13 protein-coding genes are annotated in these 15,318 nt (G+C 73.0%); 6 read left to right on the top strand and 7 right to left on the bottom strand.

Annotated features, from left to right (window positions below; all coding sequences use genetic code 11):
* Positions 1-873, top strand: a complete 873-nt coding sequence (locus BDZ31_RS03725; protein WP_183339120.1) for a PAC2 family protein — start codon at positions 1-3, stop codon at positions 871-873.
* Positions 874-885: 12 nt separating this feature from the next.
* On the opposite strand, the gene BDZ31_RS25800 is transcribed toward BDZ31_RS03725, so the two are convergent.
* Positions 886-4,104, bottom strand: a complete 3,219-nt coding sequence (locus BDZ31_RS25800) for a UvrD-helicase domain-containing protein (RefSeq protein WP_183339122.1) — start codon at positions 4,102-4,104, stop codon at positions 886-888.
* Between the two features lie 18 nt (positions 4,105-4,122).
* Between BDZ31_RS25800 and BDZ31_RS03735 the strand changes: the two genes are divergently transcribed.
* The 4 genes from BDZ31_RS03735 to BDZ31_RS03750 all read left to right on the top strand — a co-directional run bounded on the left by BDZ31_RS03735 (position 4,123) and on the right by BDZ31_RS03750 (position 8,138).
* Complete coding sequence (locus BDZ31_RS03735) at positions 4,123-4,968, top strand: inositol monophosphatase family protein (protein WP_183339124.1); 846 nt, start codon at positions 4,123-4,125, stop codon at positions 4,966-4,968.
* 60 nt (positions 4,969-5,028) lie between these two features.
* A complete protein-coding gene (locus BDZ31_RS03740) occupies positions 5,029-6,084 on the top strand; it encodes a zinc-dependent metalloprotease (protein WP_183339126.1) in 1,056 nt (351 codons plus the stop codon).
* A gap of 97 nt (positions 6,085-6,181) precedes the next feature.
* Positions 6,182-6,784, top strand: coding sequence for a hypothetical protein (locus tag BDZ31_RS03745; RefSeq protein WP_183339128.1), 603 nt, complete (start codon positions 6,182-6,184; stop codon positions 6,782-6,784).
* A 187-nt stretch (positions 6,785-6,971) separates the two neighbouring features.
* Entirely contained in the window at positions 6,972-8,138 is a 1,167-nt protein-coding gene (locus tag BDZ31_RS03750; protein ID WP_183339130.1) for an Mrp/NBP35 family ATP-binding protein, read from the top strand.
* Between the two features lie 51 nt (positions 8,139-8,189).
* Here BDZ31_RS03750 and BDZ31_RS03755 read toward each other — a convergent pair whose 3' ends face one another.
* Both BDZ31_RS03755 and BDZ31_RS03760 read right to left on the bottom strand, forming a co-directional pair.
* Entirely contained in the window at positions 8,190-8,453 is a 264-nt protein-coding gene (locus tag BDZ31_RS03755; protein WP_183339132.1) for a 4Fe-4S dicluster domain-containing protein, read from the bottom strand.
* 96 nt (positions 8,454-8,549) lie between these two features.
* Positions 8,550-9,980, bottom strand: a complete 1,431-nt coding sequence (locus BDZ31_RS03760) for an amidase family protein (protein ID WP_183339134.1) — start codon at positions 9,978-9,980, stop codon at positions 8,550-8,552.
* Positions 9,981-10,096: 116 nt separating this feature from the next.
* Between BDZ31_RS03760 and BDZ31_RS03765 the strand changes: the two genes are divergently transcribed.
* Positions 10,097-11,185, top strand: coding sequence for a citrate synthase 2 (locus BDZ31_RS03765; protein WP_183339136.1), 1,089 nt, complete (start codon positions 10,097-10,099; stop codon positions 11,183-11,185).
* 9 nt (positions 11,186-11,194) lie between these two features.
* On the opposite strand, the gene BDZ31_RS03770 is transcribed toward BDZ31_RS03765, so the two are convergent.
* The 4 genes from BDZ31_RS03770 to BDZ31_RS03785 form a co-directional block, all read right to left on the bottom strand.
* Positions 11,195-12,499 carry an ATP-binding protein gene (locus tag BDZ31_RS03770; protein WP_343075512.1) on the bottom strand — a complete coding sequence of 435 codons (1,305 nt, stop codon included), beginning with the start codon at positions 12,497-12,499 and terminating at the stop codon, positions 11,195-11,197.
* Between the two features lie 215 nt (positions 12,500-12,714).
* Positions 12,715-14,349 (bottom strand): chaperonin GroEL, encoded by a 1,635-nt coding sequence (gene groL, locus BDZ31_RS03775; RefSeq protein WP_183339138.1) that lies wholly within the window; start codon positions 14,347-14,349, stop codon positions 12,715-12,717.
* A gap of 36 nt (positions 14,350-14,385) precedes the next feature.
* Positions 14,386-14,679 (bottom strand): co-chaperone GroES, encoded by a 294-nt coding sequence (gene groES / locus BDZ31_RS03780; RefSeq protein WP_183339140.1) that lies wholly within the window; start codon positions 14,677-14,679, stop codon positions 14,386-14,388.
* A gap of 237 nt (positions 14,680-14,916) precedes the next feature.
* A complete protein-coding gene (locus BDZ31_RS03785; protein ID WP_183339142.1) occupies positions 14,917-15,315 on the bottom strand; it encodes an ASCH domain-containing protein in 399 nt (132 codons plus the stop codon).
* Between the last annotated feature and the right edge of the window lie 3 nt (positions 15,316-15,318).

Consider the following 15,318-nt stretch of genomic DNA (forward strand, 5'->3'; position numbering starts at 1 on the left):
ATGCAGCCACTGCGATGGGAACGCCGACCCGACGGCCTTCGCGCCCCCGCCCTCGTCTGCGCCTTCAAGGGCTGGAACGACGCGGGGGACGCGGCGACGACGGCCCTCCAGTTCGTCGGCACCTCGCTCGGCGCGACCCGCTTCGCGACGATCGATCCGGAGGAGTTCTTCGACTTCCAGGCGACGCGGCCGCAGGTCAAGCTGGTCGAGGGGCTGACGCGCGAGATCGAGTGGCCGGAGGTCGAGATCTACGAGGCGCGCGTCCCGCGCGCGCCGCGCGACCTGATCCTGATGACCGGCAGCGAGCCGTCGATGCGGTGGCGGACCTTCACCCAGCTCGTGCTCGACCTCGCCGAGGCGCTCGGCGTCCAGATGGTCGTCTCGCTCGGCGCGCTGCTCGCCGACGTCGCGCACTCGCGCCCGATCGGCATCACCGGCCTCGCCTCCGACCCGGCGCTGGTCGAGCGGCTGCAGATGACGCCGTCGAGCTACGAGGGCCCGACCGGCATCGTCGGCGTGCTGCAGGCCGCCTGCCAGAGAGCGGCGATCCCGTCCGCGAGCCTGTGGGCGTCGGTGCCGCACTACATCGCCTCCGCGCCGAACCCGAAGGCGGCGCTCGCGCTCGTGCGCAAGCTCGAAGGGCTGGTCGGGGTCTCGGTCGACGCCTCCGAGCTGGAGTCGGCCGCCGCCGACTACGAGCGCCAGGTCAACCTCGCGGTCCAGAGCGATCCCGACGTGCAGGCGTTCGTCGAGCGGCTGGAGAAGGCCGCCGACGAGGAGGACGCGCCGCTGGACCCGACCGAGCTGCCCTCCGGCGACAGGCTCGCGTCCGACTTCATGCGCTTCCTCAAGCAGCGGGGCAGCGACCGCTAGCTGCCCGACCGCCTACCGCTCGGCGGCCGGGCAGACGAGGCGGTAGTCGCAGATCCCGCAGGCCGCGAACGACGGCGTCGGCTCGAAGCCCTGCGAGAGGATCCCCTCGGCGACCTCGGTCGCGATCTCCTCGATCCAGTCGCGCGCGTCGTCGGCCCGCTCGACCGGCACCTTCGCGTCGTCGAGCACGTAGTAGTAGGCGCCGCGGGCGGCGTTCAGCTCCCACGCCTCGCGCGCCGCGACCGAGTACAGCGACAGCTGCACGTCGTTCTCCAGCTGCGCCGCCGATCTGGGCGGGCCGGTCTTGTAGTCGATCAGCTCGAAGCCGCCCTCCGGCAGCTTGTCGACACGGTCGACGCGGCCGCGCAGCAGGTGCGGGCCGAGTCTGAAGGAGAACGCTCTCTCGAACGCGACCGGCTGCGCCGGCTCCTCCTGGAAGCGCTCGTGGTAGCGCGTCAGCGCCGCCGTCGCCTTGCCGCGCAGCTGGATCTCCTGCTCCGATCCGCCGAAGCCGCCGCGCCGCCAGCCGAACTCCAGCAGGCCCATCATCTCCGACAGCGTCTGCGCCCCGCCCTGGGCGTGGAATCGCTCAAGCACCTGGTGGACGAGGATGCCGAAGCGCTGGTTGAGCGTCGGCTCCTGCGGGATCCGGAAGACGCGCGCGAACTTGTACTTCAGCGGGCAGGTGCGGTACGTGTCGATGTCGGAGGCGCTCAGCATCACGCCCTCGTTGCGCAGCGGCAGGAACGGCTCCAGCGACGGCTCCTCGCGCGCCGCGATCGCCGCCGCCCGCCGTCTGTCGTCGGCCTCGGCGTCGAGCAGCCAGTCGTCGAGCGGCGAGGAGGCGAGGATGTCGCGCTGCTCGCTCGTGATCGCCGACGCGAGCCGGGCGTTGACCTCGGCGAGCGCGTCGGCGACCGGCTGGTCCTGGGCGCGCTCGATCAGCGCGGCCAGCTTGACGACCTCCAGGTAGCGGACGATCGCGTGCGAGACGTCGAGGTCGGTGTCGAAGCGCAGCTCGCCGATCCGCGTGCCGGTCCGCTTGATCGTCTCCAGCAGCTCGTCGCGGAGGATCCGATAGGTCGAGTGGAGCGACTCGGCCGGGCCGAACAGCTCCTCGGCGCGCTCCTCCCAGACGCCGCCGACGGCGGCGCGGGCCTCCTCCGCGAACGGCGACGGCGGCTGGGCGGCGCCGCGGTCGCTCGCCTGCGGGTGGACGAGCACGAGCCGCCGCCGCGCGCGCGTCATCGCGACGTGCAGCAGCCGCCGCATCTCGGCGACGTGCGCCTCGCGGTCGTCGACCTCGAGCCGCTCCTTCATCAGCTCCGGCGCGATCGGCTCCAGCGTGCGCGCGTGCGCGCCCGGCATCCCGGCGGCGTGGAGGCCGAGCACGAAGACGTGGTCGAACTCGAGCCCCTGCGCCGCGTGCATCGCCATCACCTGCACGCCGCGCAGGACGGCCGGCGGCGGCTCCTCCTGCTCGCGCAGCCCGGCCTCGGCGGCGGCCGCGATCGAGCGCGCGAACTCGCGCGGCGTCGCCTGCGGCTGGCGCTGGACGAAGGCGCTCGCCAGCTCGCCGAAGCGGGCCAGCCCGCGCAGCCGCTCGACGACCTCCGCCTGCGCGGTGAAGAGCTGCTGGCGGCGCAGCCCGAGCCGCTCGATCAGGCGGTGGACGTAGAGGTCCGGGCGCATCGTGTCGAGCGCCCCGACCGCCGATCTGTAGAGCGACAGGAACATGCGGATCCGATCGCGCGCCTCCGGCGGGATCTGCGGCGACTCGAGCGCGGCGGCGAGCGCGCCGACCATGTCGAGCTTGCGGCGGCGGGCGATCTGGGTGCAGCGGGCGAGGTCGACCGAGCGCAGCTCGATCGGCGGCCGCGCCAGCGCGCGCACCACCGCCGGCGCGTCGGCCGGGTCGATCAGCAGCCGCAGCCAGGCGAGCAGGTCGCGCACCTCGGCGCGCTGGAAGAAGGCCGCCTCGCCGACGAGCCGATGGCCGACGGCGCGCTCCTCCAGCGCGACCGCGACCGCCTGTCCCTCGCGCGCGATCGAGCGCACGAGCACCGCGATCCGCTCCGGCGGCACGTCCTCGCGCCCGATCAGCCGCTCGACCTCGGCCGCGACCGCCTGCGCCTGCGCCCGCTCGTTCGCCGCGCGCCAGAAGGCGACCTCGCCGCCGAGCGGGCCGTCGAGCCGCTTCTCGATCCGGTCCTCCAGCGGCGCGACGACGGCGCAGGCGGCGTCGAGCACCCGCTGGGGGCAGCGGAACGAGTGCTCCAGCCGCACGACCGTCGCGTCGGGCAGCTCGGCGTGGAAGTCGCGCAGGTTCTTCGCCGCCGCGGCGCGGAAGCGGTGGATCGCCTGGTCGTCGTCGCCGGCGGCCGTCAGGTTGCCGTGCTCGGAGGCGAGCAGCCGCAGCAGCAGGCCGTGGGCGAAGTTCGGCTCCTGCACGTCGTCGACGAGCAGATGGCGGTAGCGGGCCGCGACGCGGGCGCGCACGTGCGGGTGGTCGCGCAGCAGCCTCAGCGCGCCGATCACGAGGTCGCCGCTGTCGAGCGCCCCCTGCTCGGCGAGCATGCGGTCGTGGGCGCGGTAGACCTCGGCGAACTCGCGCTCGCGCGCCCCGCGCGCTCGCTCGGCGTCGCTCGCCCCCTCCTCGACGCCCAGCCCCGCCGCCCAGGTGGCGTACTCCTCGGCGCCGATCAGCTCCTCCTTGAGGCGGTCGATCCGGCGCACGAAGCTGGCGACCAGCGCCGCCGGGTTGCCGCGGAAGTCGTGGCGGCGGATCGTCAGCTCGTCGATCCGCTCCAGCAGCATCGCGAGCCGGTCGGCGCGGCCGACGGCGACCGCGAAGGGATCGTGCGCGGCGGCCAGCGCCTCCTCGCGCAGCAGCCGCGCGCAGAAGCCCTCCAGCGTCGTCACGGCCAGCTCCTCGTAGGAGCGCTCGACCGCCTCCTCGACCATCCGCCGCAGCGCGTCGGCCGACCGCTCCGACGGCGCCAGCGTCAGCAGCGACTCGGGCGCCTCGCCCTGCTCGACCAGCCACGCCAGCCGCGCGACCAGCGTCCGCGTCTTGCCGCTGCCGGCGCCGCCGACGATCAGCAGCGGCCCGCCGCGGTGGGTGACCGCGGCGCGCTGCGCGGGGGAGAGGCCGTCGTGCTCCGCATGGGGAGCGCCGCGGCGGCGCGCCGAGGCTGCGCTTCGGTGGGGGGAGGACCCGAAGGCGGACACCCTGCAAGTATGCCTCCGATGCACTCCTCCGGCACGGCGCTCGACGCGGATTGGCTGGGCGCCTGCCGCGCCGCCGCCGGCGGGCTGCGCACGATCCTGCGCGAGGCGCCGGCGACGCGCGAGCGCGCGATCGAGACCGGCGAGCGCGGCGAGGGCGGCGACCGCACGCTCGTGATCGACCGCGCCGCCGAGGACGCCGTCTTCGCGCAGCTCGACGCGCTCCACGCGGCCGGCCATCGCTTCACCGCGATCTCGGAGGAGCGCGGCGAGGTCGACTACGGCGGCGGCGGGGTGCGGGTCGTGATCGACCCGATCGACGGCTCGCTCAACGCGAAGCGGCTGCTGCCCTCCTGCGCGCTGTCGATCGCGGTCGCCGACGGCCCGACGATGGCCGACGTCGCCTTCGGCTACGTGCTCGACCTCGGCACCGGCGAGGAGTGGTCGGCGAGACGCGGCGGCGGCGCCTGGCTCGACGGCGCCGCGCTCGACCCCGGCCTGCCGGAGCGGCGCGGTCGCAGCGGGCGGCTGGAGGTGCTGGGGATCGAGCAGGCCGACCCGAGATGGCTGGCGCCGCTCGTCGGCGCGCTGGAGCGCGAGACCGAGCGGCTGCGCGTGAAGGGCTCGATCGCGTTGACGATCTGCCAGGTCGCGGCGGCGCGGATGGACGCGATGCTGTCGCTGCAGCGCTGCCGCGGGGTCGACGCCGCCGCCGCGCAGCTGATCGTGCGCGAGGCCGGCGGGCTCGTCTCCTTCCCCGCCTGCGACGACCCGCTCGCGGCGCCGCTCGACGTCGTCGCCCACTCGCCGGTCGTCTGCGCCCGCTCGCCCGAGACGCTCGCCTCGCTCGCCGCGCTGACCGCCTGAGGTCCGCCGTCCGACGGTTCCCCCGGCAGCCGGAGCGGCCGCGCTGCCATGATGGAGGGGATGATCGACTGGCCGCTGGCACAGCGGCTGGCCGGCTACGTCGCCGGCCGGCCCGAGACCGCTCCGCTGAGCGCCGACCTCGGCGAGCTGTCGCGCGACAGCGCCGAGCGGGTGATCGCGTACACGGGGCTGACGCCGCGGCGGGAGATCCCGCATGCCGAGCCGGTCGGCCGCGACGAGTGGATCCGCGCCAACGTCGCCTCGATGAGCGCGCTGCTCGACCCGGCGCTGAGAAGCGTCACGGCGAGAGTCGCCAAGCCGGCGAGACCGGCGATGGAGCTGGTGACCGGGGTCGTGATGACCGCCGAGGTCGGCGTCATGCTCGGCTTCCTCGCGCAGCGCGTGCTCGGCCAGTTCGAGCTGGTGCTGCTCGACACGACGCCGGCCGACCGACCGCCGCGGCTGCTCTACGTCGAGCCCAACCTCGCGAGAGCGGTGACCGCCTTCAGAGCCGACGAGCGCGAGTTCCTCCACTGGGTCGCGCTGCACGAGGTGACGCACGCGGTCCAGTTCGCCGGCGTGCCGTGGCTGCAGCCGCACATGGCCGGCATGGTGCGCGAGCTGCTCGACTCCGCGCAGCTGAAGATCGACGCGAGACGGGCGCTGCGCCTGCCGCGCAGCGACGACCTCAAGCGGCTCGTCGAGGCGGTCCGCACCGGCGAGCTGGTGACGCTCGTCGCCAGCCCGCAGGAGAAGGCGACGATCGACGCGATGCAGGCGACGATGGCCGTGATCGAGGGCCACGCCGAGCACGTGATGGACGCCGTCGGCACGCCGCTGCTGCCGTCGCTGCCGAGACTGCGCGCCGCGCTCGACGCCCGCCGCCGCTCGCAGTCGGCGCCGGCGCGGCTGATGATGAAGCTGCTCGGCATGGAGATGAAGATGCGCCAGTACCAGCAGGGCAAGGTCTTCGTCGACGCGGTCGTGAGAGCGGGCGGGATCGAGGCGCTCAACCGCGTCTGGAGCAGCCCGGCGGCGCTGCCGACGCTGGCGGAGATCGAGGATCCCGCCGCCTGGCTCAGGCGAACGGACGTTCCGCCCGCGCTGACCGCCTGAACGTCCGTTCGCACATCGCGCCGGTGTAACGCGACGCGGCCGCCGGGTTACAAACGGGTGTTCGCCCGTTTCGACCTCTCCAAGGAGCTTCCGCTCGATGGCCACGAACGACACGACCGCGAGACCGACCGAGACCGCGCCGAGAGCGCCCAGAGCGCCGAGAGCCCGCAGAGCCGCGAGAACCCGCAGAGCCGCGAGCGCGCGCAGCGCCGCGAGACGGAGCGCGAGCGCGCCGCGGACGCGCGTCGGCACGACGACCGAGCCGGTCGCCGTCACGCCGATCGCCCAGGCGCAGCAGCTCGCCGAGCGGATCGTGCTGATCCCCGTCGGCGCCGCGCTGGAGGCGCGCGACCTCGTCGCCGACGCGTTCGAGGGGGTCGTCTCCGCCTCGACCGGCGCGCTCGACGAGCTCCGCGCCGCCACCAGCTCGCGCAGCGCGCTCGACAGACGGCTGAAGCGGTTCGAGCGGCGCGGCGGCAGAGCCCGCATTGAGCTCGAGCGCGACCTGCGCAGAACCCGCACGCGGATCGAGCGCGAGGTGCGCCAGCACCGCGTCGCGCCGGTGCGCCAGCGGGTCGCGCCGCTGACCGACCGCGTCGCGCCGGTCCGCAGCCGTGTCGAGCGCGTGGTTCAGAACGGGCTCGGGGCGGGCAGAAGGTTCGTTGAAGACGCTCAGGACCGCATCGCGAAGGTCGCCTGAGCGGCTTCCACCGACTTCGTCCGCCGCGCTGGGGAGTGCGCGACGGCAGGGTTCGCCGGCTCACACCACGGCCGGCGGATGCAGCACCTCTCCTCCCTCAACCGTCGGGGCGCTCGGGGACGAGCGTCCCGACGGTCCTTGACCGGGCGCGTTCCGGTTCCCGGACTGACCGCAGCGGCCTGCCACAATGGATTGCATGCCGACCCAAGACCAGATCCGCGAGGCGCTGCGCGCCGTCATCGACCCTGAGCTGCGCAAGGACATCGTGGAGCTCGAAATGGTCCGCTCGATCGATGTCCACCCGACCGGCGTCGTCGACGTGATGGTGTCGCTCACCACGCCCGGCTGCCCGATCCGCAGCCACTTCCAGACCGGCGTCGCCAACGCCGTCAAGGCGCTCGACGGCGTCACCGGCGTCAACGTCAGCTTCGACGTCCTCTCCGACGAGGAGAAGGGCAACCTCCAGCGCAAGCTCGGCCGCGGCGGGCCGCTCCCCTCCGGCGCGCTCGCGCAGGTCAAGAACGTCATCTGCGTCGGCTCCGGCAAGGGCGGCGTCGGCAAGTCGTCGGTCACCGCCAACCTCGCCGCCGCGCTGACGGCCGAGGGCAAGCAGGTCGGCGTGCTCGACGCCGACGTCTGGGGCTACTCGCAGCCGCGCATGCTCGGCCTCGGCGCTCAGCGCCCGAAGGTCAACGAGCAGCGCAGAATCGTCCCGCCCGAGGCCGGCGACGGCATCAAGGTGATGTCGATCGGCTTCTTCATCGAGGAGGATGCCGCGGTCGTCTGGCGCGGCCCGATGCTGCACAAGGCGCTGCAGCAGTTCCTCGAGGACGTCGACTGGGGCGCGCTCGACTACCTCCTCGTCGACCTGCCGCCCGGCACCGGCGACGTCAGCATGACGCTCGCGCAGCTGCTGCCGGACGCGAGATTCCTGCTCGTCACCACGCCGCAGCCGGTCGCTCAGAAGGTCGCCCGCCGCTCGGCCGAGATGGCGACCAAGGTCAGACTGGAGATCGCCGGCGTCGTCGAGAACATGTCCGGCTTCGTCGCGCCCGACGGCGAGCGCTACGCGCTCTTCGGCGACGGCGGCGGCCAGCTGCTCGCCGACGAGCTCGGCGTCCCGCTGCTCGGCAAGGTGCCGCTGACGATGCCGCTGCGCGAGCAGGCCGACGCCGGCACCCCGCTCGTCGCCGCCGACCCCGACGATCCCGCCGCGCAGGCGGTCCGCGACGTCGCCAAGGGCCTGATCGCCCTCACCCCGGTCGCGCTGCCGGTGATGCAGAGCGAGCCGGAGCCCGCCGGGCTGAACGTCATCCCGCCGAGACCGGTCGGCATGTCGCTCCCGATGGCGTAAGACGTTCGAAGCAGACGCGCCCCGGTCCGGGGCGCGTCGTCGCTCCAGCCCTTACTTCCCGGCGTAATATCTGGCGTTGATCTCGGCGAAGTGGGCCCATTCGTCGGGCAGCTGGTCTTCGGCGAAGCAGGCGTCGACCGGGCAGGCCTCGACGCAGGCGTCGCAGTCGATGCACTCCTCCGGGTCGATGTAGAGCATCTCGACTCTGTCGAAGTCGGGCTCGTCCTGCGTCGGGTGGATGCAGTCGACCGGGCAGACCTCGACGCAGGAGTGGTCCTTCGTACCGATGCAAGGCTCTGCGATCACGTAGGCCATTGGCGATTTCCTCTTTGCAGCGTTGGTTGATGCGTGAAGCGAAGGCGCATCATACGACCGCGTCCCCGCGTCGGCGACGGCTGCGGCGCGACCGGGTCAGGCTGCCGTCGCCAGCTGCGGCCGGCGGTCGGCCCACGGGCGCGTCGCCTCCAGCTGGGCGGCGAGCGCGAGCAGCGGGCCCTCCTGCGCCGGTCGGCCGATGAAGTGGACGCCGGTCGGCAGGCCGTCGTCGCCATGGAAGAGCGGGACCGAGATCGCCGGCTGGCCGGTCACGTTCGCGATCGCCGTGAACGGCGTGAACTCGCCCGAGCGGCGGAAGGTCCCGGCCGGATCGTCGGTGACGCCGTTGACCTCGCCGATCGGGACCGGCCGCTGCGCCAGCGACGGGGTCAGCACCGCGTCGTAGGCGGCGGTGGCGGTCACGAGCGTGCGCGCGAGCGCCTGCAGCTGCGCGATCGCGGCGAGGTAGCGGGCGGCGCCGAGCTCGCCGGAGCGCTCCCACAGCATCCAGCTGAGCGGCTCCATGTCCTCCGGCGTCGGCTCGCGGCCGGCGACGGTCGCGGCGAAGACCATCGCCGAGCCGACCGCCGGCCCGAAGGCGGCCGAGAAGAGGTCGAGCAAGCCGGGGACGGCCCACGGCGGGTCGATCTCCTCGACCTCGTGGCCGAGCTCCTGCAGCAGCGCGACGGCGTCGTGGACGGCCTGCGCGGCGATCGGGTCGATCGGCGTCTCGGTCAGCGGCGGCCGCAGGCAGAAGCCGATCCGCAGCGGACCGGGCTCGCGCGCGGCCGTCTGCGCGAACGGCTCCGACGGCGCGGGCGCCCACGACGCGTCGCCCGGCTCGGGGCCGGCGAGCAGGTCGAGCACGACGGCGCTCTCGGCGACCGTGCGGGTCAGGACGCCGTCGCAGACGAGGAACGACTCGCCCTCGATCGGCGCAAGCGAGACCCGCCCGCGCGCCGGCTTGAGCCCGACGAGGCCGCAGCAGGCCGACGGGATGCGGATCGAGCCGCCGCCGTCGTTGCCGTGCGCGATCGGCACCATCCCGGCCGCGACCGCGGCCGCCGCGCCGCCGGATGAGCCGCCCGGCGTGCGCTCGAGATCCCACGGGTTGCGGGTCGGGCCGTTGCGGCGCGACTCGGTCGTGGGCAGGATGCCGTACTCCGGGAGCGCCGTCTTGCCGACGATCACGAAGCCGGCCTCCCGCAGCCGGCGCACGAAGGCCGCGTCGAACGGCGGCGTCAGGTCGCCGAAGAGGCTGGCGCCGCAGGTCAGCGGCATCACGGCGACCGGCCGGTTGTCCTTGATCGCGATCGGCACGCCGGCGAACGGCCGCGGGTCGTCGGCGCCGATCGCGTCGGCGGCGGCGAGCGCGCCGTCGGCGTCGACGTGGGTGAAGGCGTTGACGCGGCCGTCGAGCGCGTCGATCCGCTCCAGCGACGCGGTCATCAGCTCGCGGGCGCTGATCTCGCCGGCGCGCACGAGCGCGGCCAGCTCGGTCACGGGACGGAAGAGGAGATCGTGCACGTGGCGGCTCCTGACGGTCGCGAGGCGGGTGGAGTGACCCGACTAGCCTATGGCTCCCGGCGATACCGTGAGGCGTCCCGTCACCGCGCAGGCCCCCGACCGCGACAGGAGAGCAGATGAGCGCCACCGAAACCGACGTGCAGTCCGGCCTCGAGGGGGTCGTCGCCTTCGCGACCGAGATCGCCGAGCCGGACAAGGCGGGCGGCGCGCTGCGCTACCGCGGCGTCGACATCGAGGAGCTGGTCGGCACCGTCCCGTTCGAGCAGGTCTGGGGCCTGCTGGTCGACGGCAGCTACCTGCCCGGCCTGCCGCCGGCCGAGCCGCACGCGCTGTCGGTCCGCTCCGGCGACCCGCGCGTCGACGTGCAGTCGGCGCTGGCGATGCTCGCGCCCGAATGGGGCTTCCTCCCGCTGATCGACGAGAGCGACGAGAGCGCGCGCGACCAGCTGGCGCGCGCCTCGGTGATGGCGCTGTCGTTCGTCGCCCAGTCGGCGCGCGGGATCGGCCGCCCGCCGGTCTCCCAGCGTGAGATCGACCAGGGCGAGTCGATCCCCGAGCGCTTCCTGATCCGCTGGCGCGGCGAGGCGAACCCCGACCACGCGAAGGCGATCGACGCCTACTGGATCTCGGCGGCCGAGCACGGCGTCAACGCCTCCACCTTCACCGCGCGGGTGATCGCCTCGACCGGCGCCGACGCCGCCGCGGCGCTGTCGGGCGCCGTCGGCGCGCTGTCGGGTCCGCTCCACGGCGGCGCGCCGTCGCGCGTCCTGCAGATGCTCGACGAGGTCGAGCAGCTCGGCGACGCCGAGAAGTGGGTCAAGGACGCGCTCGACCGCGGCGAGCGGCTGATGGGCTTCGGCCATCGCGTCTACCGCGCCGAGGACCCGCGCGCCCGCGTCCTGCGCCGCACCGCGATGGAGCTCGGCTCGCGCCGCGCCGAGGTCGCCGAGCAGCTGGAGAAGGCGGCGCTCGCCGAGCTGCAGGCGCGCAAGCCCGACCGCGTCCTGGCGACCAACGTCGAGTTCTGGTCGGCGGTCGTGCTCGACTACGCCGAGGTCCCACCGGAGCTGTTCACGCCGCTGTTCGTCTGCGCCCGCACCGCCGGCTGGTCGGCCCACATCCTCGAGCAGAAGCGCGAGGGCCGCCTGATCCGCCCCTCCGCCAAGTACGTCGGCCCCGCTCCGCGCCCGCGCGACGCGGTCTGAGCTCGGGCGTCACGGCCCGAGCAGCGCCGCCGGCACGACGGCGATCCCGTCTGCGCGGCGATACGCCTCGGGCCCCGTCGTGACGACGACGGCGTCGAGCAGGTCGGGTCCGATCTCCCGCGCCAGCCAGCGCAGGTGGCGCAGGTCGTCGTCGCGCACGTCGCGCGCGAGCTTCACCTCGATTGCGGCGACCCGCCCGTCGGCACGCTCGACGATGAAGTCGACCTCCCGTCTTCCGCCGATCGTCCGCAGGTGCTTGACAGAGGCCTCGGCCGCCTGCGCATACGTGCGCAGCGACAGCGCGACGAGCGACTCGAACAGGCGGCCGAGCAGCACGCCGTCGCGCGGCGCCGGCCCGCGCGGTCCCTCGCCTTCCAGCAGCGCGTCGGCGTCGACGCCGAGCAGCCGAGCGGCGAGCGCCGGGTCGGCGAGCTGGTGCTTGGGCGGCGAGGAGAGCCGCGAGAGCCGGTTGCGGGTCGGCTGCCAGGCTTCGACCGGGTCGAGGATCCACAGCCGCTCCAGCACGTCGCGGTACGGGATCGTCGTCGTCTTCGCCGGCTTGTCGCCGTGGCCGGCGGTCGCGGCGTCGCGGATCTGCTCGAACGACGCGCTCGTGGAGGAAGCCGCGGCGTAGGCGGTCATCCACCGCCGCAGCGCGGCGGGGTCGCGGACCGCGCGGCCGAGCTCGGGGAAGTCGCAGTCGACGATCCGCAGCAGATAGCCGTCGAGCTGCGCCCGCAGCGCGCGGCCGGACAAGCCGCGCAGCCCCGGGAAGCCGGAACGGACGATCTCCTCGGCGTACTGCGCGAGTCGCACCTCCGTCGACCCCTCGATCGCCGGCCGCTCGCGCGCCAGCAGCCGCCTCAGGCTGACGGTCGGCTCCTGCAGCCCGCGCTCGGCCAGCGCGAGCGGCCGCATCCGCACGCTGACGATCCGTCCTGCGCCAGAGTGCGCGCCGCGGTCGGTCGGCTGCGTCGAGCCGGTCAGCAGGAACGAGCCCGGCGCGGCGCCGCGGTCGACGGCGCGCCGGACGAGGTCCCACGTCTCGGGCACGTACTGCCACTCGTCGAGCAGCAACGGGCTCGGCCCGACGAGGAGGCGCGCGGAATCGCCGGCGGCGATGGCCCGCAGCGCCGGGTCGTCCAGCTCGCGGACCGAGGCCGCGCGCCGCTGGGCCGTCGCGGTCTTGCCGACGCCCTTGGCGCCTTCGAGCGCCAGCGCCGGAACGGCGGCGATCAGCTCATCGAGTTCCCGATCGACGACGCGCGGGTGGTACGCGTCTGTCGAAGAGCCGCCTGAACTACCGTTCCGCACGGATCAACACTACCATTCCGCGCGGACCCACACTACTGATCCGCACGGATCAACACTACCGTTCCGCACTGCACCTGGAGGCCCGTCTCGGACGTGCGGGCCCTGGAACGCACGAAGGGCCCGGCGGTTGCCGGGCCCTTCGGTGAAACGGTTCCCGCCCGGATGGGCGGGTCGGTGGAGCGGGGCGGTCCGCTCCGGGAGGCCGGGAGGCCTCCTTACATCATGCCGCCCATGCCGCCCATGTCGGGCATGCCGGCGCCGGCGCCGCCGTCCTTCTCCGGGACCTCGGCGACGATCGCCTCGGTCGTGAGGATGTTCTTGGCGATCGACGCGGCGTTCTGGAGCGCGGAGCGCGTCACCATCGCCGGGTCGAGCACGCCCTCGGCGACGAGGTCGACGATCTCGCCGGTCGCCGCGTTGAGGCCGTGGCCCTTCTTCGCCTTGCGGACGTCGTTGACGACGACCGAGCCCTCGAGACCCGCGTTGTGCGAGATCTGGCGGAGCGGCTCCTCGAGCGAGCGGAGGATGATCTTCGCGCCGGTGCGCTCGTCGCCCTCGGCGATCGCGTCGAGGTCGATCGCGTCGGCTGACTGCAGCAGGGCGACGCCGCCGCCCGGCACGATGCCCTCCTCGAGGGCGGCGCGCGTGGCCTGCAGCGCGTCCTCGACGCGGTGCTTCTTCTCCTTCATCTCCGTCTCGGTCGCCGCGCCGACCTTCACGACGGCGACGCCGCCGGAGAGCTTGGCGAGACGCTCCTGGAGCTTCTCACGGTCGAAGTCCGAGTCCGTGGTCTCGATCTCCGACTTGATCTGCTTGATGCGGCCCTTGATCGCCTCGGCGTCGCCGGCGCCGTCGATGATCGTCGTGTTGTCCTTCGCGACGACGACGCGGCGGGCGCGGCCGAGCTGCGAGATCTGCGTGTTCTCGAGCTTGAGGCCGAGGTCCTCGGTGATGACCTCGCCGCCGGAGAGGATCGCGATGTCCTCGAGCATGCGCTTGCGGCGGTCGCCGAAGCCCGGAGCCTTGACGGCGACGCCGGTGAAGGTGCCGCGCAGCTTGTTGACGACGAGCGTCGCGAGCGCCTCGCCCTCGACGTCCTCGGCGATGATCAGCAGCGGCTTGCCCGACTGGATGACGGCCTCGAGGACCGGCAGCACGTCGCGGACCGAGCCGATCTTGGAGTTCGCGATGAGGATGTACGGATCCTCGAGCACGGCCTCCATGCGATCCTGGTCGGTGACCATGTAGGGCGAGATGTAGCCCTTGTCGAACTGCATGCCCTCGGTGAACTCGAGGTCCATGCCGAAGGTCTGGCCCTCCTCGACGTTCACGACGCCGTCCTTGCCGACCTTCTCGATCGCGTCGGCGATGACCGCGCCGATCTCCTCGTCACCGGCGGAGAGCGCGGCGACGCGGGCGATCTGGTCCTTGCCGCCGACGTCCTTGGAGAGCTTGCGGATCGCCTCGACGACGTCCTCGACGGCCTTCTCGATGCCGCGCTTGAGGGCGAGCGGGTTGGCGCCGGCCGCGACGTTCTTGAGACCCTCGCGGACGATCGCCTGCGCGAGGACCGTGGCGGTCGTCGTGCCGTCGCCGGCGATGTCGTTGGTCGCCGTGGCGACCTCGCGGACGAGCTGGGCGCCCTGGTTCTGGAAGACGTCCTCGACCTCGATCTCACGGGCGATCGTGACGCCGTCGTTCGTGATCGTCGGGGCGCCGAACTTCTTGTCGAGGACGACGTAGCGGCCCTTCGGGCCGAGCGTGACCTTGACGGCGTTGGCAACCGCGTCGACGCCGGCCTCGAGGGCCTTGCGCGCGTCCGCGTCGTACTTCAGTTCCTTGTGAGCCATGTCTGGTTCGTTCTCCTGTGGGTGAGCGGGAGGGCCCTACGACGTGACCTTGGCCAGGACGTCCGACTCGCGCAGCACGAGCAGGTCCTCGCCGTCGATCTTGATCTCGGTGCCGCCGTACTTGCTGTAGAGGACCTCGTCGCCCTCGCTCACGTCGAGCGGGATGCGCTTCTCCCCGTCCTCGTCCCACTTGCCGTCGCCGACGGCGATGACCTTGCCCTTCTGGGGCTTCTCCTTGGCCGTGTCGGGAAGCACGAGACCGCTCGCGGTGGTCTCCTCCTCCTCGACCGCCCGCACGATCAGCCGATCGCCAAGGGGCTTGAGCTTCATGTGATGCAACCTCCGGGATGGAAAGGGAGTGCAGTGGGGTCGTGTTTGGCACTCTCAGCACGAGAGTGCCAGCGTGTGACCACTATAACCATCCGCGGGCCGGATGGAAAGCGAAATTTGGCACTCTCGGCATGAGAGTGCCAAAGGCGGGCGCGCATCCGCTCCGGAAGCGGGTGCGACGAGCGGGGACGGGAGCTGCGCAGCGCGGTCGCCGACCGGGCGACCGTCGCGACGGCGTCAGTTCTGGGCGCCGCCGATGCCGTGCAGGCGGTCGCGGATCGTCGGCGGGCGGTCGATGATCTGCGAGAAGCGCACGACCGTCACGATGTCGTCGAGCTCGACTCTGCGGTCGTAGATCTGCTCGAGGAAGTGGACCATCTCCTCGGTGCGGCGGAACTCGGGGTTGTCGTGCTCGATGTCGCGCGGCGAGAGGTCCTTGACCCGCTTCACCTCGACCGAGTCGATCACCGCGTGGAAGATCCGCTCGCGCGGCGAGTACTGGTAGCCGATCGTCACCAGCACGCAGTCGTTCTTGCGGTACTTGTGCGACTTGTCGCCGAGCCGGATCGTCGCCGTCTTGCGGCCGTTCCGAAGCTGGTCGGCGAAGACGGCCGAGTAGAAGTTCAGCACGCGCACGGA

Origin of the sequence: Conexibacter arvalis (assembly GCF_014199525.1) — a bacterium.
GTDB classification, from domain to species: domain Bacteria; phylum Actinomycetota; class Thermoleophilia; order Solirubrobacterales; family Solirubrobacteraceae; genus Conexibacter; species Conexibacter arvalis.